Annotated in this window: 14 protein-coding genes and 1 pseudogene; 2 read left to right on the forward strand and 13 right to left on the reverse strand. The window is 69.6% G+C overall.

Features of this window, described 5'->3' with window-relative positions:
- Positions 1–25 precede the first annotated feature (25 nt).
- From BG418_RS10780 to BG418_RS40820, 3 genes and pseudogenes are all read right to left on the reverse strand, one after another.
- Positions 26–1276 (reverse strand): HAMP domain-containing sensor histidine kinase, encoded by a 1251-nt coding sequence (locus BG418_RS10780; RefSeq protein ID WP_188273734.1) that lies wholly within the window; start codon positions 1274–1276, stop codon positions 26–28.
- Between the two features lie 11 nt (positions 1277–1287).
- The gene (cseB, locus tag BG418_RS10785; protein WP_317453603.1) at positions 1288–1989 is read right to left on the reverse strand and encodes a two-component system response regulator CseB; all 702 of its coding nucleotides are present in this window, start codon (positions 1987–1989) and stop codon (positions 1288–1290) included.
- 369 nt (positions 1990–2358) lie between these two features.
- A pseudogene (locus BG418_RS40820) lies at positions 2359–2711 on the reverse strand (alpha/beta fold hydrolase); the annotation flags it as partial.
- 219 nt (positions 2712–2930) lie between these two features.
- On the opposite strand from BG418_RS40820, the gene gltX reads away from it, so the two are divergent.
- Positions 2931–4298 (forward strand): glutamate--tRNA ligase, encoded by a 1368-nt coding sequence (gltX, locus tag BG418_RS10790; protein WP_262928573.1) that lies wholly within the window; start codon positions 2931–2933, stop codon positions 4296–4298.
- A gap of 71 nt (positions 4299–4369) precedes the next feature.
- On the opposite strand, the gene BG418_RS10795 is transcribed toward gltX, so the two are convergent.
- The 8 genes from BG418_RS10795 to BG418_RS10830 form a co-directional block, all read right to left on the reverse strand.
- Positions 4370–4915, reverse strand: coding sequence for a hypothetical protein (locus BG418_RS10795; RefSeq protein WP_188273532.1), 546 nt, complete (start codon positions 4913–4915; stop codon positions 4370–4372).
- A gap of 178 nt (positions 4916–5093) precedes the next feature.
- Entirely contained in the window at positions 5094–5834 is a 741-nt protein-coding gene (locus tag BG418_RS10800; protein WP_223184636.1) for an IclR family transcriptional regulator, read from the reverse strand.
- 169 nt (positions 5835–6003) lie between these two features.
- Entirely contained in the window at positions 6004–7722 is a 1719-nt protein-coding gene (locus BG418_RS10805) for an acyl-CoA dehydrogenase family protein (RefSeq protein ID WP_188273534.1), read from the reverse strand.
- Positions 7723–7922: 200 nt separating this feature from the next.
- Positions 7923–9872, reverse strand: coding sequence for a glycoside hydrolase family 3 protein (locus BG418_RS10810; RefSeq protein WP_398998314.1), 1950 nt, complete (start codon positions 9870–9872; stop codon positions 7923–7925).
- Positions 9873–10004: 132 nt separating this feature from the next.
- Complete coding sequence (locus BG418_RS10815; protein WP_317453604.1) at positions 10005–11165, reverse strand: GH12 family glycosyl hydrolase domain-containing protein; 1161 nt, start codon at positions 11163–11165, stop codon at positions 10005–10007.
- A gap of 417 nt (positions 11166–11582) precedes the next feature.
- Positions 11583–12431 (reverse strand): hypothetical protein, encoded by an 849-nt coding sequence (locus BG418_RS10820; protein WP_188273535.1) that lies wholly within the window; start codon positions 12429–12431, stop codon positions 11583–11585.
- A 220-nt stretch (positions 12432–12651) separates the two neighbouring features.
- Positions 12652–12978, reverse strand: coding sequence for a hypothetical protein (locus BG418_RS10825; protein WP_188273536.1), 327 nt, complete (start codon positions 12976–12978; stop codon positions 12652–12654).
- Positions 12979–13092: 114 nt separating this feature from the next.
- On the reverse strand, positions 13093–14025 hold the full coding sequence (locus BG418_RS10830; RefSeq protein WP_188273737.1) for an alpha/beta hydrolase: 933 nt from the start codon (positions 14023–14025) through the stop codon (positions 13093–13095).
- Positions 14026–14359: 334 nt separating this feature from the next.
- On the opposite strand from BG418_RS10830, the gene BG418_RS10835 reads away from it, so the two are divergent.
- Positions 14360–16333: a translation factor GTPase family protein gene (locus BG418_RS10835; RefSeq protein WP_188273537.1), complete on the forward strand. Its 1974-nt coding sequence runs from the start codon at positions 14360–14362 to the stop codon at positions 16331–16333.
- A gap of 41 nt (positions 16334–16374) precedes the next feature.
- On the opposite strand, the gene BG418_RS10840 is transcribed toward BG418_RS10835, so the two are convergent.
- Positions 16375–16794, reverse strand: coding sequence for a molybdopterin-binding protein (locus BG418_RS10840; protein WP_188273538.1), 420 nt, complete (start codon positions 16792–16794; stop codon positions 16375–16377).
- Between the two features lie 186 nt (positions 16795–16980).
- Entirely contained in the window at positions 16981–17976 is a 996-nt protein-coding gene (locus BG418_RS10845; protein ID WP_188273539.1) for a LacI family DNA-binding transcriptional regulator, read from the reverse strand.
- Positions 17977–18070: the final 94 nt, after the last annotated feature.

Here is an 18070-nt window from a genome sequence, read left to right on the forward strand (position 1 = left end):
TTCTGTAGGGGCTGCTACGAAGACGTCAATCCGGCAGGCGCAGGGTGGCGACCGCGCCGCCGTCCGGGGCGTTGTCGAAGCGCAGCTCGGCGCCGAGAAGCCGGGCCTGTCCCAGGGCGATGGTCAGGCCCAGGCCATGGCCCGAGCCGCGTTCCGTCGCACCCGTCTGGAACCGGCGCGGCCCGTGGACCAGCAGGTCCTTCGGGAAGCCGGGGCCGTGGTCGCGTACGACGACCGTACGTCCCTCGACGGTGACCTGCACCGGGGTGTCGCCGTGCCGGTGGGCGTTGACGACGAGGTTGCTGACGATCCGCTCCAGGCGGCGCGGGTCGGTCTCCACGGTGAAGTCCGCACCCTGTGCGTCGCCGACGGTGACCTCGGCGTCGAAGCCGGTACGCGTCACAGCCTCGCGGACTACGGCGCCGAGCGGCACCCGGGCGCGCACGGGTTGTTCGGCACCGGCGTCAAGGCGGGAGATCTCAAGGAGGTCCTCGACCAGGCCGCGCAGATCCCGTACGCGGGCACGGAGCAGATCCTCCGTCTCGCCGGGCGGCAGCAGGTCGACGGCGGCCAGCAGACCGCCGACGGGCGTACGCAACTCGTGGGCCACGTCCGCGGTGAACCGGCGCTCGGTGCGCAGCCGTTGACCGAGGCTGTCGGCCATGAGGTCGACGGTGGCAGCGATGTCGGCCACCTCGTCGTGGCCCTTGGTGGGCCCGGTCCGGGCGTCCAGGTCACCGGCGGAGATCCGGCCCGCGGTCTCCGAGACGCGCCGCAGCCTGCGGGCGAGCAGCCCGGCCCCGTACACCGCCAGAGGTGTGGCCGCCGCGAGCGCGGCCAGCGAGGCCACCGTCATGGTCATGTCGAGCTGGCGCAGGGTGTAGAGCTCGCTGTTCATGTTGACCTGGAAGGCGAGCACCGGGCTGCCCGGACCGGCGGTCCGCTGGGCGGCCCAGAAGCTCGGCCCGTCATTGCCGTCGACGTGCCCGTCGTAGGCGGTGTGCCGGTCGCCGTCGACCGGGTGGCGCAGTGCGGCGGGCAGGTCGGGCGGATCGAGGTGCGCGCCGTCCGCCAGCGTTCCCGTACTCCGGTACACCTCCATGGCCGAGTAGACGCTGTTGAAGGCCCGCGCCTCGGCCCGGTCGCGGATGTCCTGCTCGATCCACAGGTGCACGAGCACACCCACCGCCGCCACGACCAGGCATGCCGTGGCCGCGGCCAGCGCGGCGATCTTCCACCGCAACGAGGCGCGGGCCGACCACAGCCGGTGGAACATACGCACCGGTCTCAACGCCTGAACTTGTAGCCGAAGCCGCGGACGGTCTCGATCCGCTCCCGCCCCAGCTTCCGGCGCAGCCGTTGCACACACAGATCCACGACCCGACTGTCGCCGTCCCAGCCGTATTCCCAGACGTCACGCAAAAGGGTGTGCCGCTCCAGGACGACGCCCGGGTGCGCGGCGAACTCAAGGAGCAGTTTCAGCTCGGTCGGGGTCAGCGCCACCGGGCTCCCGGAGATGGACACCTCCATGCCGGCGGTGTCGATGGTCAGGTCCCCGAAGACCAGCACCTCGCCCTCGGAGGGCGACCCCGTGTCCGCGGCGTTCTCGGATCCCGGAGCGGTCGGCGCGTAGGTCGCCCGCCGCAGCAGCGAGCGGATACGTGCCACGAGTACGTACGTATCCACGGGCTTGACCACGTAGTCGTCCGCCCCGGCCTCCAGACCGGCGACGACGTCGAGCCCGTCGCCGCGGGCGGACATCATCAGGACGGGCACCAAGCTTGTCTCCCGCACTCTGCGGCACAGCCCGATGCCGTCGAGACCGGGCAGCATCACATCGAGAATGAGCAGGTCGAAGCCCTCATCGCGGTCCCGGAAGAGCTCAAGCCCTTCGAGCCCATCGGCCGCGGCCGCCATCTCGTAGCCGTAGCGCTCAAGGGCGACGGTGAAGGACCGCCGCATCAGCTCGTCGTCCTCCACCAGCAACACACGAACAGGCCGCGAAGGTGCCCCAGCGGGGGCGGACGAGGACACGGGCGGATGACTCCTGTCAGAAACGGTCCGGGCGGGCGATCCCGGCGGTACTCGCGTGCGGCCGGCGACCCGAAGGGAACGATACGGCAGAGACCGGACGCGGCGACGGCGTCACACGTGTGAACACGCAACCCGTTCCGGCGGGCACTACCCAACGCGAATGCCCAGGTCAGACGGGGTGACACCGCCTCGGACGGCCGGTGGAACCACGTCACTCCGGCTCCCTGTGAGGCCCCTTCGCCGTGGGTCGACGCGCTGATTCGATGGACAACCAAGCGCTTCCTGATACCTACCGGATACAAATGTCGACGTCGATCTCGATACGCGGCCGTGGACGACGAGCGTGGGGACCTCGATCTCGGGCAGGCGCTCGCGCCAGCGGGGTGTGCAGTCCAGCCTGGAGAACACCATGCCCATCTGGTTGGCCATCTGGACCGCGGGTGCGGTGCCGGGCGTGCGGTCCCAGATGCGGGCGCCTCCGGATCCGACGTCGTCGACTCCCCGCTGTCGCGCAGGTCGTAGCGCACCACACGGCGCCCGCCGGCGGCGAGGCGCTCGCACAGCGCGTCGGGCCAGGAGAGCATCGTCGTCCCGCCCGCGAGCAGGACGAGTGGCGCGTCGTCGTCACCGAACGACTCGGTGCCCAGGGCGATCTCATCAGCGATGATTCGAGTCACGCCAGGGCAGACCCGATTCACCGCCCGAACTCATCGCTCACGCACGAAGCGTGTGTGGTGCGCAATCGCACGCGCTCTCCGTGAACCCCGTCCCCGCCCGCCACGGCAACGACCCCGGTCGTCAGTTCCCGTGGCCGCGCGCACCGGCGACGAATCGGTACGCTTGCGGGCATGTCCGCTGCCCCAGTACGTGTACGTTTCGCTCCTTCTCCGACCGGCATGTTCCATGTCGGTGGAGCCAGGTCCGCTCTCTACAACTGGGCCGTCGCACGGCAGTCCAACGGGAAGTTCGTCCTGCGGATCGAGGACACCGACACCGCGCGCAACAAACCCGAGTGGATCGACGGCATCATCAACGCCCTCGCCGCCATCGGGATCTCCGAGACGGACCCCGCGTTCGAAGGCCCGTACTTCCAGTCGCAGAACGCCGACCGGCACCGCGAAGCCGCGCAGCAGCTCTACGCGGCCGGTCGCGCGTACTACTGCGACTGCACACGGGAGCAGGTGCAGGAGCGGACCGGGTCCCAGCAGCTCGGCTACGACGGCTTCTGCCGCGAACGGGGGCTGGAGTACGCGGAGGGGCGGGCGTTGCGGTTCCGTACTCCCGACGAGGGCGCGACGGTCGTAGTGGACCTGATCCGGGGCGAGCCGAGCTTCCCGAACTCGGCCATCGAGGACTTCGTGATCGCTCGCGGTGACGGCTCCCCCGTGTTCCTGATCGCGAACGTCGTCGATGACCTCGATGAGGGGATCACCCAGGTCATCCGGGGCGAGGAGCACCTGTCCAACACGCCGAAGCAGCAGTTGCTGTGGCAGGCGCTCGGCGCCGAGCCTCCGGTGTGGGCGCACCTTCCGGTCATCGTCAACGAGAAGCGGCAGAAGCTGTCCAAGCGCCGCGACAAGGTGGCCCTGGAGGACTACCTCGCCGAGGGGTTTCTCCCGGCGGCGATGACCAACTATCTGATGCTCCTCGGCTGGGGTCCGGGCGACGACGTCGAGCTGCGGCCGTACGACGAACTGGAGCAGAGGTTCCGCGTCGAGGACGTCAACACCTCCCCCGCCTTCTTCGACATCAAGAAGCTGACCGCGTTCAACGGTGAATACGTACGGGGGCTCCCTCTGGGCGAGTTCATCGAGGCGTGCCGGCCGTGGCTGCGTGCGCCGTACGCCGGCTGGGCCCCCGAGGACTTCGATCAGGCGGCCTGGGAGGCGCTCGCACCCCACGCCCAGACGCGGTTGGCCGTGCTCTCGGACATCACCGCCAACGTCGACTTCATGTTCCTGAAGGAGCCGGTCGAGGACGAGCCGTCGTGGGCGAAGGCCATGAAGGACGGCTCGGACGCCCTGCTGAAGACGGCTCGCGCCAACCTTGAGTCGGCCGACTGGACGAGCCCCGAGTCCTTGAAGGAAGCCGTTCTTGCCGCCGGTGAGGAGCACGGCCTCAAGCTGGGCAAGGCGCAGGCCCCGGTCCGCGTAGCCGTCACCGGCCGTACGGTCGGCCTGCCGCTCTTCGAGTCCCTGGAGATCCTGGGCAGGGAGAAGACCCTGGCTCGGATCGATGCGGCCTTGGCGAAACTGGTCGGCTGACCTGAGTGAACGCTGAAGAGCCCGGCCCGAGCGGTGCGTCCACCGCTCGAGCCGGGTGATCAGTGGGAGCCTCAGCAACCCCCGCCGTCATGCGGCGCGGCCCAGTCCGCCCCGCCGTACCAGTGGTCGGTGCCCCACGCGTCGTTGCCGCAACTACGGTTCGCCGTCCACATGTTGGCCTGGGCGCGCCAGTCGTCCGGGCTGCCGTCGTGCACCCAGCCCCAGGAGGACACGTTCTTCTGGTTGATGTCGCCGCAGAGGTACGGCTCGACCGCACCCGAGGTGGGCGAGACCAAGGCGACGCAGACCGTGGGGTTGTCGCGGGCGTGGTCGCTCTGGAACTGCCCCGCCCACTGCCAGTGGGCCTGCGTCCGGTTGCAGGAGGAGTCCCAGAGCTGCTGCACCTGCCCGGCGTACTCGCCGTACATAAAGAAGTTCCCCGGGCTCCCGATGTAGTGCCAGTTCCCGGTACAGGTACCGCCGTCCATCGGCCGCATGGCGGTGGAGGTGTGGCCGGTCGCCTGTGCGCTGCCCGCGCCGGAGAGCGCGAGTGCTCCCCCGGCGAGGACGGCGGCGATCGCGGGCACGGCACGTCTTGTCCTGCGAAGCATGGCCATGTGGCTGGTCTCCTGACCGTCACGTCGGTGGAGCCGCCCGCAGAGGGCGACTGGATGCCGCGGCCAGTTCATCGCGTACGGGCCTCGCGCGCCTGGACTTTCGGGGTGGGCCGAAAAGCCTCAAAAGTACGGGACGGCCTCACGCTGCCCGGCCGCCGCACCCCGCGGCCATTCCGCGTCACAGCCGCCGGGCGGCGGGCATACGGGCCAGGTTCACGCCGGCCGCGCGGGCCGCGTGCCTGACGGCATCCGCGGCGGAGCCCGATCGCCGGTCGTCGAGGAGCGTCACGCCGATGGCAGCGACCACGGCCCCGGACCGGGCGCGCACCGCTGCCACCACGCAGCACATGGGCACTTCCCCCTCCGAGTGCTGAACGGCCACGCCGTGCTCCCTCGCGCTGCCGACCCGGCGTGACCACTCGGCGGCGGAGCAGCCGACCGGCGGCCGCGTCGCGGTGCCGGACGCCGCGACGACGATGTGGGCCGCGCTGCCCGGCGGCACGACCGCGCCGGCGGGGAAAGGGATGCCCGCGTCCGCCGGCCCTGGCAGCCGAGCAATGACCACCATGTCACCGGCGCAGGGAGCCACCGCGGCCGCGCCGCCCCCGGTCACCGCCACGAGACGCCGCAGCGGCAGCGCGGCGGCTCTCTCCACCATGCGATGGGTCCGCCAGGCGCGCCCGAGGCGGGCGACCGTCGCGCCCATGCGGTAGCGGCCGTCCCGGCGCTCCACCGCGCCAAGACCCGCCAGTTGGTCGAGCAGCCGGTGCGCGGTCGCCTTCGGCAGTCCCGCCCGGGCCGCCAGATCGCTCAGCCCGGCCTCATCCACCCCGGCGAGCCCCTCCAACAGCGCGAACGCCCCCTCCAGCACACCCCGCCCGGCGCCGACTCCCCGTCGTCGCGGGACTTCCGGGGACAACCCCGTGGCCTCCATCGCAACCCCCTACAGGCTGCCCCCACACTGCTGCGGACCCAACTCGGCCCGGAATACCGCGTATTGGGTATTGACAGCATTCACGCCATGAAGGAGCACCAAGGAGGGGCGCCCGCTGAGCCGACGGCTCTCCGACGGCTCAGCGGGCGGCTTGTCACTCCGCCATCTCGTACGCGCCGGACAGCGCCTCCACACGGTCCCAGACCCGCGCCGAGCGGGCGTCGTCGACGGCCGGGCGGCGGACCGCGCCGAGCGCCCAGGCCTGCTGCTGCTCGGTGGCGGAGTCCTTGCCGTGCAGCTCGACGGCGTGCGCGGAGAAGTCCCGTACGAGGACCGCGAACAGCTCGTCCAGTACATCCTCGTCCAGACCCGTCAGACGGGCCTGCTCCAGGACCAGCTGGCCGTGGACGACGAGCGCGAACAGCTGGCCGACGGCGAGCAGCAGGTCGAGGTCCCGGCTCTGCGCCTCGTCGGGAGCCGCGGTGGTGACGAACTCGCACAGCGCGTCGGCCTGCTCGCGGAAGCGCGCGACGTTCGGCAGCGTGGCGTACGCGTCGTAGGCGGCGCGCCAGTCGTGGAAGCGTACGGAACCAAGGCCGCGGGCCGGTCCCTGCCGGAAGAGGAAGTCGTCGTCGGCCGCGTCGAGGCGGGTCGGCACGGCCGGGTACTCCACCGGCTCCAGCAGGTGGTTGCGCATGAACTTGAGGATCAGCGCGAGGTTGACGTGGACCGTGCCCTCCAGCTTGGGCAGTCCGCGGATCTCGATCGCCGCCTGGGCGAAGTAGTTGTCCTTCTCGAAGCCCTTGGCCGCGATGACGTCCCACATCAGGTCGATGACCTTCTCGCCCTCCGTGGTCACCTTCATCTTCGTCATCGGGTTGAAGAGGAGGTAACGGCGGTCGTCGGGCCCGGCCGAGCGGAAGTAGTCGACGGCGCGGTCGCTGAAGAGCTTCATACCGACGAGACGTACGTACGCGTCCGTCAGCTCGCGGCGCACGTGCGGGAAGGCGGTGACGGGGCGGCCGTAGAGGATGCGGTTGTGCGCGTGGGTGACAGCCTCGTACATCGCGTGCTCGCAGATGCCGATGGAGGCGGTGCAGAGGTTGAACTTGCCGACGTTGACGGTGTTGAGGGCGGCGTCGAAGGCGGCGCGGCCGGTGTGCAGGACGTCGTCCGGGGCGACCGGGTAGTCCTCCAGGCGGAACTCACTCACGTACTTCGAGGAGTCGACCACGTTCTTGACCAGGTGGTACGCCGGGTGGCGGCTGTCGGCGGCGAAGAAGACGTAGCCGTCCGGGCCCTCGACGTCGGTGCGGCGGCCGAAGACCGAGACGAGCCCGGCGGCGTTGCCGTTGCCGATGTAGTACTTGGAGCCGGTGGCCCGGAAGCCGCCGTCGCCGTCGGGCTCAAGGAGCATGTCGGTGGAGTAGATGTCGGCGCCGTGCGTCTTCTCGGACAGACCGAAGGCGAACACCTCACCCTGGGAGAGGAGTTCGGCCGCGCGGGCGCGGGCGGCGGCGTTGTCGCTCTGCCACACCGGGCCGAGGCCGAGGATGGTGACCTGCCAGGCGTACCAGTAGTCGAGGCCGTAGAACCCGAAGATCTCGTTCAGGGCCGCGATCCGGGCGGTGTCCCAGCGCTGGTCCTCGTTCCCGGCATCGGCGGCCGGGGTGAGGAAGGTGGCGAACAGACCCTCCTTGGCGGAGAACGCGAGGAAGTCCGCCAGCCAGGCACGGGAGCGGTAGTCCTCGATCAGCCTGCGCTTGCCGCGCTCCTCGAACCAGTCGACGGTGGCCCGCAGCAGCCGACGGGTCTCGGCGTCGAAGTGCTGCGGGTCGTAGGTACGCGGGTTGAACAGCAGAGCGTCGGCCATGAAGAGTCGCCTTTCGAGGGGGTGAGGGTTCCGCTCGAATCGCCGGGCCGGCTCATGGCCGGAGCCTGGCTTCTGCAGCGGAGAGACGAGGATCGCGTGTTCGCGCGCCATACCTCGAATCCTTCTATGCAACTCGTTGCATAAACAAGTCTCACCGCCCGAGTGAGACCCGACTCACCCATGGCAGCCGGGGCGGAGGGTCAGCGCTGGGCGGTCAGGCCGTATCCGTACGGGAACAGCGGGTCGTAATGGGCGTCGCCCACGTTGATCGGTTCCTGGGCCTCGCTGCGGGGCCAGGTCACCGGGAGCTTGCCGGTGAAGGGGCGCTTGCCGAACAGGACGTCCGCGACCCCGTCGCCTTCGCTGCCGGGGAGCCAGGACATGGCGAAGGCGTCCGCCTTGGGCAGTTGGTCGGTGATGATCTGCGGGCGGCCCGCGACGTCGAGGACGAGGCATGTCCTGATCGCGGAACATACGCGGTCGATGTTCGCCCGGTCCGTGGCGGAGAGGTTGAGAGTGTGGCCGCCGGTGCCGACGTCGCCGACACCTTCGGCGTAGGGGGTTTCGCCGATGACGACGATGCCTACGTCGGAGCCGGTCATGGGGGCGGTGGCGTCGGCGCTGTACGTGACGTTCTTCGCGTCGCGCTGGATTCCCTGGAGGATGGTGGTGCCGGGGAAGGCGGTGTTGCCGGACTGGCCCTGCCAGGTCACGGTCCAGCCGCCGGCCTGGTTGCCGAGGTCGTTGGCGTTGACTCCCGCCACATAGATGTGCTGGGAGGGCTTGAGCGGCAGCGCGTGGTGGTCGTTCTTCAGCAGGACCTGGGATTCGGCGACCGCACGACGGGCCACGGCCCGATGGGCGGGCGAGCCGACGGTGTCGATGTTGGCCCGGTCCGTGAACGGGTGCTCGAACAGGCCGAGTTGGAACTTCGCGCGCAGAACACGGGAGACCGCGTCGTCGATACGGGACATCGGGACGCGGCCCGCCTGGACCTCGGCGGCGAGAGTCTGCTCGAACTGCGGGGCGTCGTACGGCTGCATGAACATGTCCATACCGGCGTTCACCGAGGTGCGGACCTGGGTCGCGAAGTCGCCCGGCAGTTGGGTGATGGCGTCCCAGTCGCTGATGAGGAACCCGTCGAAGCCGATCTTCCGCTTCAGGACGTCGGTGAGCAGCTCCTTGCTGGCGCTCATCTTGACCGGCTGACTGCCGGGCACGTCGGTCCACTGGACGGACGAGTAGGACGGCATGACACTGCCGACGCCGTGGACCTGGACGGCGGTGACGTACGGGGCCAGGTCGACGGCGGCGAACCGCTGATGGCTGGTGCGGGTGATACCCCGGTCGATGGTGTAGTCGCCGGTGGTGGAGGTGCCGTAGGTGGTGTCGCCGTCACCGGCGTAGTGCTTGACGGTGGCCAGCACGCGGTCGGGCCGGGCCAGGTCCTTCGTACGGGTGCCCTGGAAGCCGTCGATGGCGCTTTCCATCCGCTGGACCAGCGCCGGATCCTCGCCGAAGCTCTCATACGTACGGCCCCAGCGGTCGTCGCGGGCGACGCACACGCACGGTGCGAAGACCCACTGCGGGCCGGTGGCCCGGGTCTCGGTGGCCGTGATGTGCTCCTCTTCGGCCACCAGCCGGGGGTCACGCGTGGCGCCCATGCCGATGTTGTGCGGAAAGATCGTCGCGCCGACCAGATTGCCGTCCCCGTGCACGGAGTCGATCCCGTACAGCAGCGGGATGTGCAGCCGGGACGCGAGCGCGTGCGTCTGGTAGCCGTCGATCATGTCCGCCCACGCCGCAGGGGTGTTGGGCGTCGGGGTGGATCCGCCGCCGGACAGCAGCGAGCCGAGGTTGAGGTGGGTGATCTGCGTGGGGTCGGCGTCGACCGAGCCGCGTTCGGCCTGGGTCATCTGGCCGATTTTCTCGGCCGTGGTCATCCGGCCGAGCAGATCGGAGACCCGCCGCGCCACCGGCAGCTTCGGGTCGAGGTACGCGGGGGCTGTCGCGGTGCCGGGGTCGGCCAGGGCCGACGAGGCGGGCATGGCGGTGGCGACGAGGGCGGCCGCGACCAGCAGTACGCCTGCCGTGCGTCGACCGGTGGTGCGTGCTCGCGGCCGGGCGCCGCGTGCGGGGTGAAGTCTCACGTCGATGCTCCTTGGAACGTGGCCGCCTCGCGGGGCGCGACCGGGTTACGGTGCCGAAATGTTGTCCGGAGTGGCGCCCCGCGAATCCGCTGCTTTCACGCGGCGCCCGAATCCTGTGGTGCGGGGATCGCGCTACTTCTGCGTCCACAACTGGTTGGGCTGGGTGCCGCCGCCGTAGCAGTCCCAGATCTGCAGGAGCGCGCCATTGGCGGAACCCTCGGCGTCCAGGCACTTCCCGGACCGGGGGTTGGTGACGGTGCCGTTGGCGTTGAACTGCCACTGCTGGGCGCCGGTGCCGTTGCACGACCAGAGCCGCACCTGTGCGCCATTGGCCGTGGAACCGGCGGCCACATCAAGGCACTTGCCGCTCTGCGGGTTCACGATCTGCCCGCCGTCACGCTTGAACTGCTGGTTCCACCCGCTGCCGCAGTCCCACAACTGCACGGCCGTGCCGTCGGAGCTGCCCCGGTCCTTCAGGTCCAGGCAGCGGCCGCTCTGCTGCCCGACGACCGTGCCCGGCGTCGCGCCACCGCCGCCCGAGCCGTTCGAGTCGTACGAGAAGGAGTGCACGGACAGTCCGGGCCCGCCCACCCACGGCTCGAAACCGAACTGCACACTGGTCATGTACCAGGCCGACTGGAGAAAGCCGCGGGTGATCGAGTCGTCGGTGAAGTCCTTGATGTTCACCGTGATCGTATGGGTGGGCTGCTGACGGACGTACGAGACGGTGTTCCAGGTGATGCCGCTGCCCTGACGGCCGTACCACACATCCCAGTTGGCGCCCTCGATCCAGACGGTGGCGACCTTGCTGCCGTACGGTGTGGGCGGCCCGGAGTGGTTGGCCCAGATCATCAGCTCCTCGCCGTTGTTCTGGCCCGACGGGTTGGGGCTGGTGTCGAACCAGATGTCGTAGGAGGCGTCCCACTGCCCGTCGGCGGTGCCGAAGTCGACGCTGGACCGCGGGTTGTACGCGCTGCCGAAGGACGACACCCGCAGGGGCAGACCGTTACCGGTGGAGCAGTTGCCGTAGTGGCAGCCGGCGTAGACCGAGGGGTACGCGGCCGGTGCGCCGCCGCTGCCCACGTTGTGCCAGCCCTTGGTGATGTCGAAGCCGTCATCGCGCACGTCGATGCACTGCTCGACCGAGTCGCCCCACTCGTTGTTCTGGACGACGTACTTGCCGCCCGACACCTTCGTACTGTCGGTCCTGCCGCAGAGGGTGGTGCTCGCGGACGCCGAGGACGCGCCGGCCAGAGAGAGGGCGACCATGAGCAGAGCAACCACGACAGCCACGGCCCCATGTGGCTTCAGGCGCGATCTGGGCATGGGGGATCCTTTCGATCGCCGGGTGGGCCTCTGCCGCACCCGGGCGGTGGGGGGGATGCGCCGTGATCGATGGGAGCGCTCCCGTACGCGGCGACGCCGGCTCCTTCCGGAAAAGGGCATGCGGGAGCACTCGGACCAAGACGGCTCGCCGGAGCCGTCTCCGAAGCGGAGAAGCAGAAGAACCAGTACGCGGCGGACGAGCTCGCCCAGCTCGCTCACGCCACAACACATGAAGCCAGCGCAGCTGATTGACTGTCAAGCGGCGTGCATACGTTCACTTTATGAAGTCAGCGCGGGGTGCCTGTGGTGGGCGTGAACGCCGACCACTTCGCCCTGAACACCACTGAGTTGCCGGGCTTGACCGGCTTGACCCGGCTTGCCGATTCAGTCCATCCGAGGCAGGTACGGCAGTGCGGCGCCGGAATCCGCATTCACCGGGACCCGTCCGGCGAGGGGTTCCTTGAGGCGCACAGTGACCTTCGCGACCTTCAGCGACGCGTCGCAGATTCCCTTGAACGTCCCCTTGCGCTCAACGGCGGCGAGCACGACACTGTCGCGGCTTTCCCGCACCCGCACGTCCACACCCTTGGCACAGGCGCCATAGCCTGTGTCCACTGTCAGCAAATACCCCTCGGACGACACGGCACCGATACCCATGATCGGCATCAACCCGCCCGCGCGCGGCAGCACGCCCACCGGCGACGCGGGCAACTCCGGGGAGGGGATCGCCACCCGGGTGAGCGGGGTGGCGTAACCCTTGACGGAAAACCGCCATACGGGCAGGCGGGCCGGGCCGCGCGAGGTGAGCACCGTCCGCTCACCGCGATCGGCGCCGGTCACCACCAGCGGCGGCGCACCCTTCTCGCTGCTCCGGGCGCCCAGTAACGCAAATGTCTGAGGTGCCGTCAGCACCGGTGTGGCCGTGGTGGATCCGTCCGCCCAGTGGACACTGGCCGGCGGGGTGCCGTCGGGCAGGCTGCCGCGCAGCTCCAGCCATTTGTTGCGGTACGCCTCCTTGTCCTGCTCGGAGCGGAAGGCGTCCTGCGGCAGTTGGATGGCGTCTTCGAGCAGGTAGACGCCCCCGCGCCACTGCCGGGCCGCCTGCGATCCGTCCCAGGCGTCGGCCACCTTCTTCATCCGCGCGTCGGCGTCCTTCGCCGGGATGCTCACCGCATCCCCGTCGGAACCGGAACATCCGGCCGCCAGCACCGCACCCGCCGTCATCGCGACCACCGCGACCACCGCCGTCGAGACCGCTCTGCGCATGATGTCTCCCCCGTCTCGCCCTGGGCCGTTTCCCCTTGGGCGTGAGCGGGCGTGCGCCGGTTCCACGGGCGGCTGGAAATCAGCCAGCGGCGGCGCGGTGCGGTTGTACCCACGGCAACATGAGGACGTGCCGGGTCCAGGGCATGGACCCGGCACGTCCTCGCCCCCGGAAGGGCATGCGCTGCCGTCAGAGGTGTTCGGCAGGGTTGGCCGGCAGGAAGAAGTTCCAGCTTCCCGGACCGTGGTGCTGGCCGTCCGGGGAGTTTCTGGAGGCGCAGGCGCCGTTGGTGGGCGCGCCGTTCCACCAGAGGCTGAAGCAGTAGTTGCAGAAGCGCCAGTTGTCCTGGTACGCCGTTACACGGTCCGGGATCGGAAGCCCTGCCAAGGCTCGCGCCTGGTTGTGCGAGGCGGCGGCGCGGGCGGCGGGCGTACCCATGATGGCCGCACCGGCGACGAGGGTCGCTCCTCCCGCCGCCTTCATGACCCTGCGACGGCTCTGCTGCTGATCGGTCATGTGCTCACTCCTTTCGGGCTGCGCCAACCTTGCTCCGATCCCAACTGGGCCAGGAATCACGAATATTGGGTATTGACAGCCTTCACTGAGTGATCCGGACATCCGGCGAACGGCTCATCGGCCGAGCAACCGCCGAAGCCAGCGCGTACGGGCTTCGCGGGCGTCCCGGCTGAGGTCCGCCTGCGGCGCGAGGGTGTCGAAGCCATGGAACGCGCCGGGCCATACGTGCAGTTCGGCCTCGCCACCCGCCTGCCAGATCGCATCGGCGTAGGCCACGACCTCGTCCCTGAAGGTCTCGGCCGACCCGACTTCGAGGTAGGCCGGGGGCAGCTCGGACAGATCCGTGGCGCGGGCGGGGGCCGCATACGGAGGAAGGTCTTCGGCCCCGTACAAGTCGCCCAACAGGGCCTGCCACGCGGTCGCGTTGGAGGTCCGGTCCCAGGTGTCACGACCGGCCATCTGATGGCTGGAAAACGTGTCGTTACGGTCGTCGAGCATCGGGCTGAGGAGCAGTTGGCCGATCGGGGTCGGACCGCCACGGTCGCGGGTCAGCAGGGCGAGGGCGGCGGCGAGTCCACCCCCGGCGCTCTTCCCGCCCACGAGGATGCGATCGACGTCGAGGCCGAGGTCAGCCGCGTGATCAGCGGCCCATACCAGCCCCGCATGACAGTCCTCCACCGGTCCGGGGTACTGCGCGTGCGGCGCCAGGCGGTACTCGACGGAGATGACGGCGAGTTGCAACGGGAGAGCCCATTCGCGGAGCAGGCGCGGCAGTACGGACCACGCGTTGCCCGTGATCATTCCGCCGCCGTGCATGTAGTAGAGGAGCGGCAGTGGCCCATCGACCCCGGCGGGCCGCGCGCTCACGAGCGTGACATCCGGCCCGCCCGACGCCCCCGGCACACGCAGCTCCTCCACCTCGAAGCGGTCATCGGCCCGCAGATCCCCCACCGTGGGCCTGGGCCGCCCCGCCGCATCCCGCTTCTGCCAGGCAACAAGGCTCTCCGGGGTGACCGGCTCCCGCGCCTCCTCCCCCAGGGCTGCCAGCACGACACGCAGCTCCGGATCGATGGGAGGCGGCACGTACCGAGCCGTCGACGCAGACCCGCGCTCCAGCGGTATGTCACCGACACCCACGACAAGAGCTCCCCTCGGTTGACGGACGCCCGACGGCACCCCGACCAGGACAGCTTGCCAGCCGGGCCGCGCGGGTGAGCAACACCGGACATCGCCGTACCCTGCCGAAAACCAGTCGCCGACCCCGACCCCGCTGTGCGAGTGTGACGGGAGAGGCCCTCTGCGACCAAGGAGATCATCATGCGCGGAACGTTCATGTCCCAGACGAAAGGAATGCTCATCAACCTGAAGGACATGACGCTTCATGCGCAGTACGTCACGCACGCTCAACCTGGGGATCCTGGCGCACGTCGATGCCGGTAAGACGAGTCTGACCGAACGGCTGCTGCACACGGCCGGGGTCATCGACACGCTCGGCAGCGTCGACGCGGGCAACACGCGGACCGACAGCATGGAGCTGGAGCGGCGGCGCGGTATCACCATCAAGTCGGCGGTCGTCAACTTCGTGCTGGGGAGCGGCGATTCGGCCGTCTCCGTCAACCTCATCGACACACCCGGCCACCCCGACTTCATCGCCGAGGTCGAACGTGTCCTCGGTGTCCTGGACGGCGCCATCCTCGTCGTATCCGCCGTGGAGGGCGTGCAGCCGCAGACCCGCGTTCTGATGCGTACGCTCAAGCGGCTCGGCATCCCCACCCTGCTGTTCATCAACAAGGCCGACCGACGCGGCGCCGACGACGGACGTGTACTGCGCGAGATCGAGCGCAGACTCGATGTGCCCGTGATCGCGATGGGACATGTCACCGACGGACTCGGCACGTCCACCGCACGCGCCACCGCCTTCGGTGAAGGTGACGCTCCCTTCGTGCGACAGCTGCTCGACTCGCTCACCGTCCACGACGACGCTCTCCTCGCCTCGTACGTGGAGGACGAGGCCGACGTCTCGTACGACCGGCTGCGCGCCGCACTCGTGGCGCAGACCCGTGGTGGGCGGGTGCATCCGGTGTACGTCGGCTCGGCGATCACCGGCGCGGGTATCCCGGAGCTCGTCGAGGCGATCCGGGAGCTGCTGCCCGCCGAGCGCCCCAGCGGTGAAGGTCCGCTGTCGGGGCGGGTGTTCAAGGTGGAGCGCGGGCGGAGCGGTGAGAAGATGGTGTATGCCCGGATGTTCTCGGGAGAGCTCAGGGCCCGCGAGCGTGTACCGGTCGGGGGCGCCGAGGCCAAGGTCACGGATGTCGCCGTCTTCGACCGGGGTGCCCTTGAACGCCGTACCTCGGTACGGGCCGGGGAGATCGCGATGCTGCGCGGGCTGTCGGCGGTCCGGATCGGGGACGTGATCGGGCGGGTTCCGGACGGCCGCCCTGACGGCCGTGTCTTCTCGCCGCCTTCCCTCGAAACCGTCGTCGTACCCGCCGCCCCGGCCGACAGGGGCGCACTGCACCTGGCCCTGACCCAGCTCGCCGAGCAGGACCCGCTGATCGGACTGCGTCAGGACCCGGACGGCCGGCAGTTGTCCGTCTCGCTCTACGGCGAGGTACAGAAAGAGGTTTTGCAGACCACCCTCGCCGAGGAGTACGACCTCGCCGTCGAGTTCCGCGAGACGACCCCGATCTGCGTCGAGCGCGTGACCGGCACCGGGTCGGCCCACGAGATCATCGACCACGACGGGAATCCGTTCCTGGCGACGGTGGGACTGCGGGTGGGGCCGGGGCAGATCGGCGGCGGTGTCGTCTTCCGGCTCGACGTCGAACTCGGCTCACTGCCGCTCGGCTATATGCGGGCCGTCGAGGAGACGGTCCACACCACGCTCCGGCAGGGACTGCACGGCTGGCAGGTGCCCGACTGCGTGGTGACGATGACCCACTCGGGGTTCTGCAGCATCCGGAGCACAGCGGGCGACTTCCGCGGGCTGACCCCGCTGGTCCTGATGACCGCGCTGCACCGGGCCGACACGGTCGTCCATGAGCCGATGCACCGGTTCCGCCTGGAGTTCCCGCAGCAGGCATACGCCGTGGTGTCGCTCGCCCTGGCCCGCCGCCGCGCCCTGCCGGGCACACCGACGGCACTCGGAGAGGCGTACGTCGTCGAAGGCCACCTCCCGGCCGACCAAGTGCACGGCTTTGAGCGGGAGTTGCCCGAGCTGTGCGGCGGCGAGGGCGTTCTGGAGACGGCCTTCGACCACTACCGCGCGGCGGCGGTCCCGAGGGCCCGGGTGCGTACGGACCACAACCCGCTGCACCGCGATGAGTATCTGCTGCACGCGCACCGCCGGATGTGACGGTCGACCGGCCCTGCCGCCCTCGAACGGCCCGGCAGGGCTCAGGCCGTCGCGAGGGCAATCTCCGTCGACTTGATCAGCGCGACCACGGACGCACCAGCAGCCAGGCCGAGGTCGGCGACGGCGTCCTTGGTGATGGCGGCGGTGAGCGCGCCGCCGTTGATGTCGACCTTGACCGAGGCCATGGCGCCGCCGGTGGCAACGTCGGCGACGGTGCCGGCGATCTGGTTACGAATGGACAGACCCTCGACCGGGCCGGTCGCCAGGGACACCTCGGTCGACTTGATCAGAGTGCGCACGGCCGAGCCCTCGGCGATGCCCAGCTCCTTGACGGCCTCCAGGGTGATGGCGGCCGTCATGTCCTGACCACCCTCCAGGCGAACCTTGACCGTGGCCATGACCTCGCCGGGGGTGACCGAGGTGACGGTGCCGGGGATCTGATTGCGGATGGACAGGCTCATGACGGAACGCCTCGCATACGGGGTGTTTGAGTGGAGGTGGAATGCCGGGTTTTTCCCCTCATTCCCTTATTCCCTGCGCACTCTAACCACACGTCACACATTCGTCCGGACGCAGCTCGCAAGCGCCAACCGGGTGGGTGTATCCGGCTGGCAAACCAAAGCGAACCAAGAGCACACCGCGCCCTGCTACCGCAGCACCGGCCCCGTGGACGCGCGGATCACCAGCTCCGGGTCGAAGAGCAGTTCCCCCGTGGGCACCTCTCGGTTGCTGACCAGGGCCAACACGCTGCGGCCCACCTCCAGGGCCAACCGGTCCGCGGGCTGGCGGACGGTGGTCAGGGGCGGGTCGGTGAAGTCGGTGATCGCCGTGCCGTCGTAACCCACCACCGAGACGTCGTCCGGCACGGATCGCCCCTGCCGGCGGATCCCCCGGATGGCGCCGAGCGCCATGTAGTCGCTGGCGGCGACGATCGCCGTGACGCCGAGCGCGAGCAGCGGGGCGGCCGCCGCCTGTCCGCCCTCCACGGTGTAGCACTGCCGGATCACCCACGGCCGCGCGTCGTCGACGCCCCGTCGGGCCATGGCGTCGAGGAAACCCTGGACGCGCCGGTCGGCGGGACGGTTGCCCGTCGGTCCGGAGACCATGCCGATACGACGGTGACCGAGGCGGTGGAGATGGTCCACGGCCAGTTCGGCGGCGAGGACGTCGTCGGTGGAGAAGACCGGCACGGGCACCCCGTCGGCGAACTCGCCGTTGATCCCGACATACGGCACCCGGCGCTGACGCAGCAGTTCATAGCCGTCGGTGTCCGCGCCCTCCACCGTGTTGGAGGCGGAGAGAAAGACGACCGCCGCGACTCCCTTGTCCACCAGGGCGGAGAGGAAGTCCCGCTCCGGCACACCGCCCGCGAAGGCCGGACACAATATGGCCTTCAGCCCGTGCGGCGCGAGCGCGGACTCGATACGTTCGGCGACATCGGCGAAGAACGGGTTGGACACCAACTCGGTGATCACTGCCACCAGTTGGCCCTGGGTCGGCCGCTCGTAGCCGAGTTCGACCATGGCCCGCTCGACCGTCTCCCGGGTCTTGCGCGACACCCCCTGCCGCCGGTTGACGACCCGGCTGACGGTGGCCTCGCTGACCTGCGCATGGGCTGCGACGTCGGTGATGCCGACCTTCATCGCGCTCCTTCCGTGACGGTTGCACGACCCTCCAACACGCCTGCGTCCAGCGCAACTTACACCGATCTGTTGAAAGTTTTCAGCTCTGTCTTCC

Origin of the sequence: Streptomyces sp. CBMA152 (genome assembly GCF_014596475.1) — a bacterium.
Classification (GTDB): domain Bacteria; phylum Actinomycetota; class Actinomycetes; order Streptomycetales; family Streptomycetaceae; genus Streptomyces.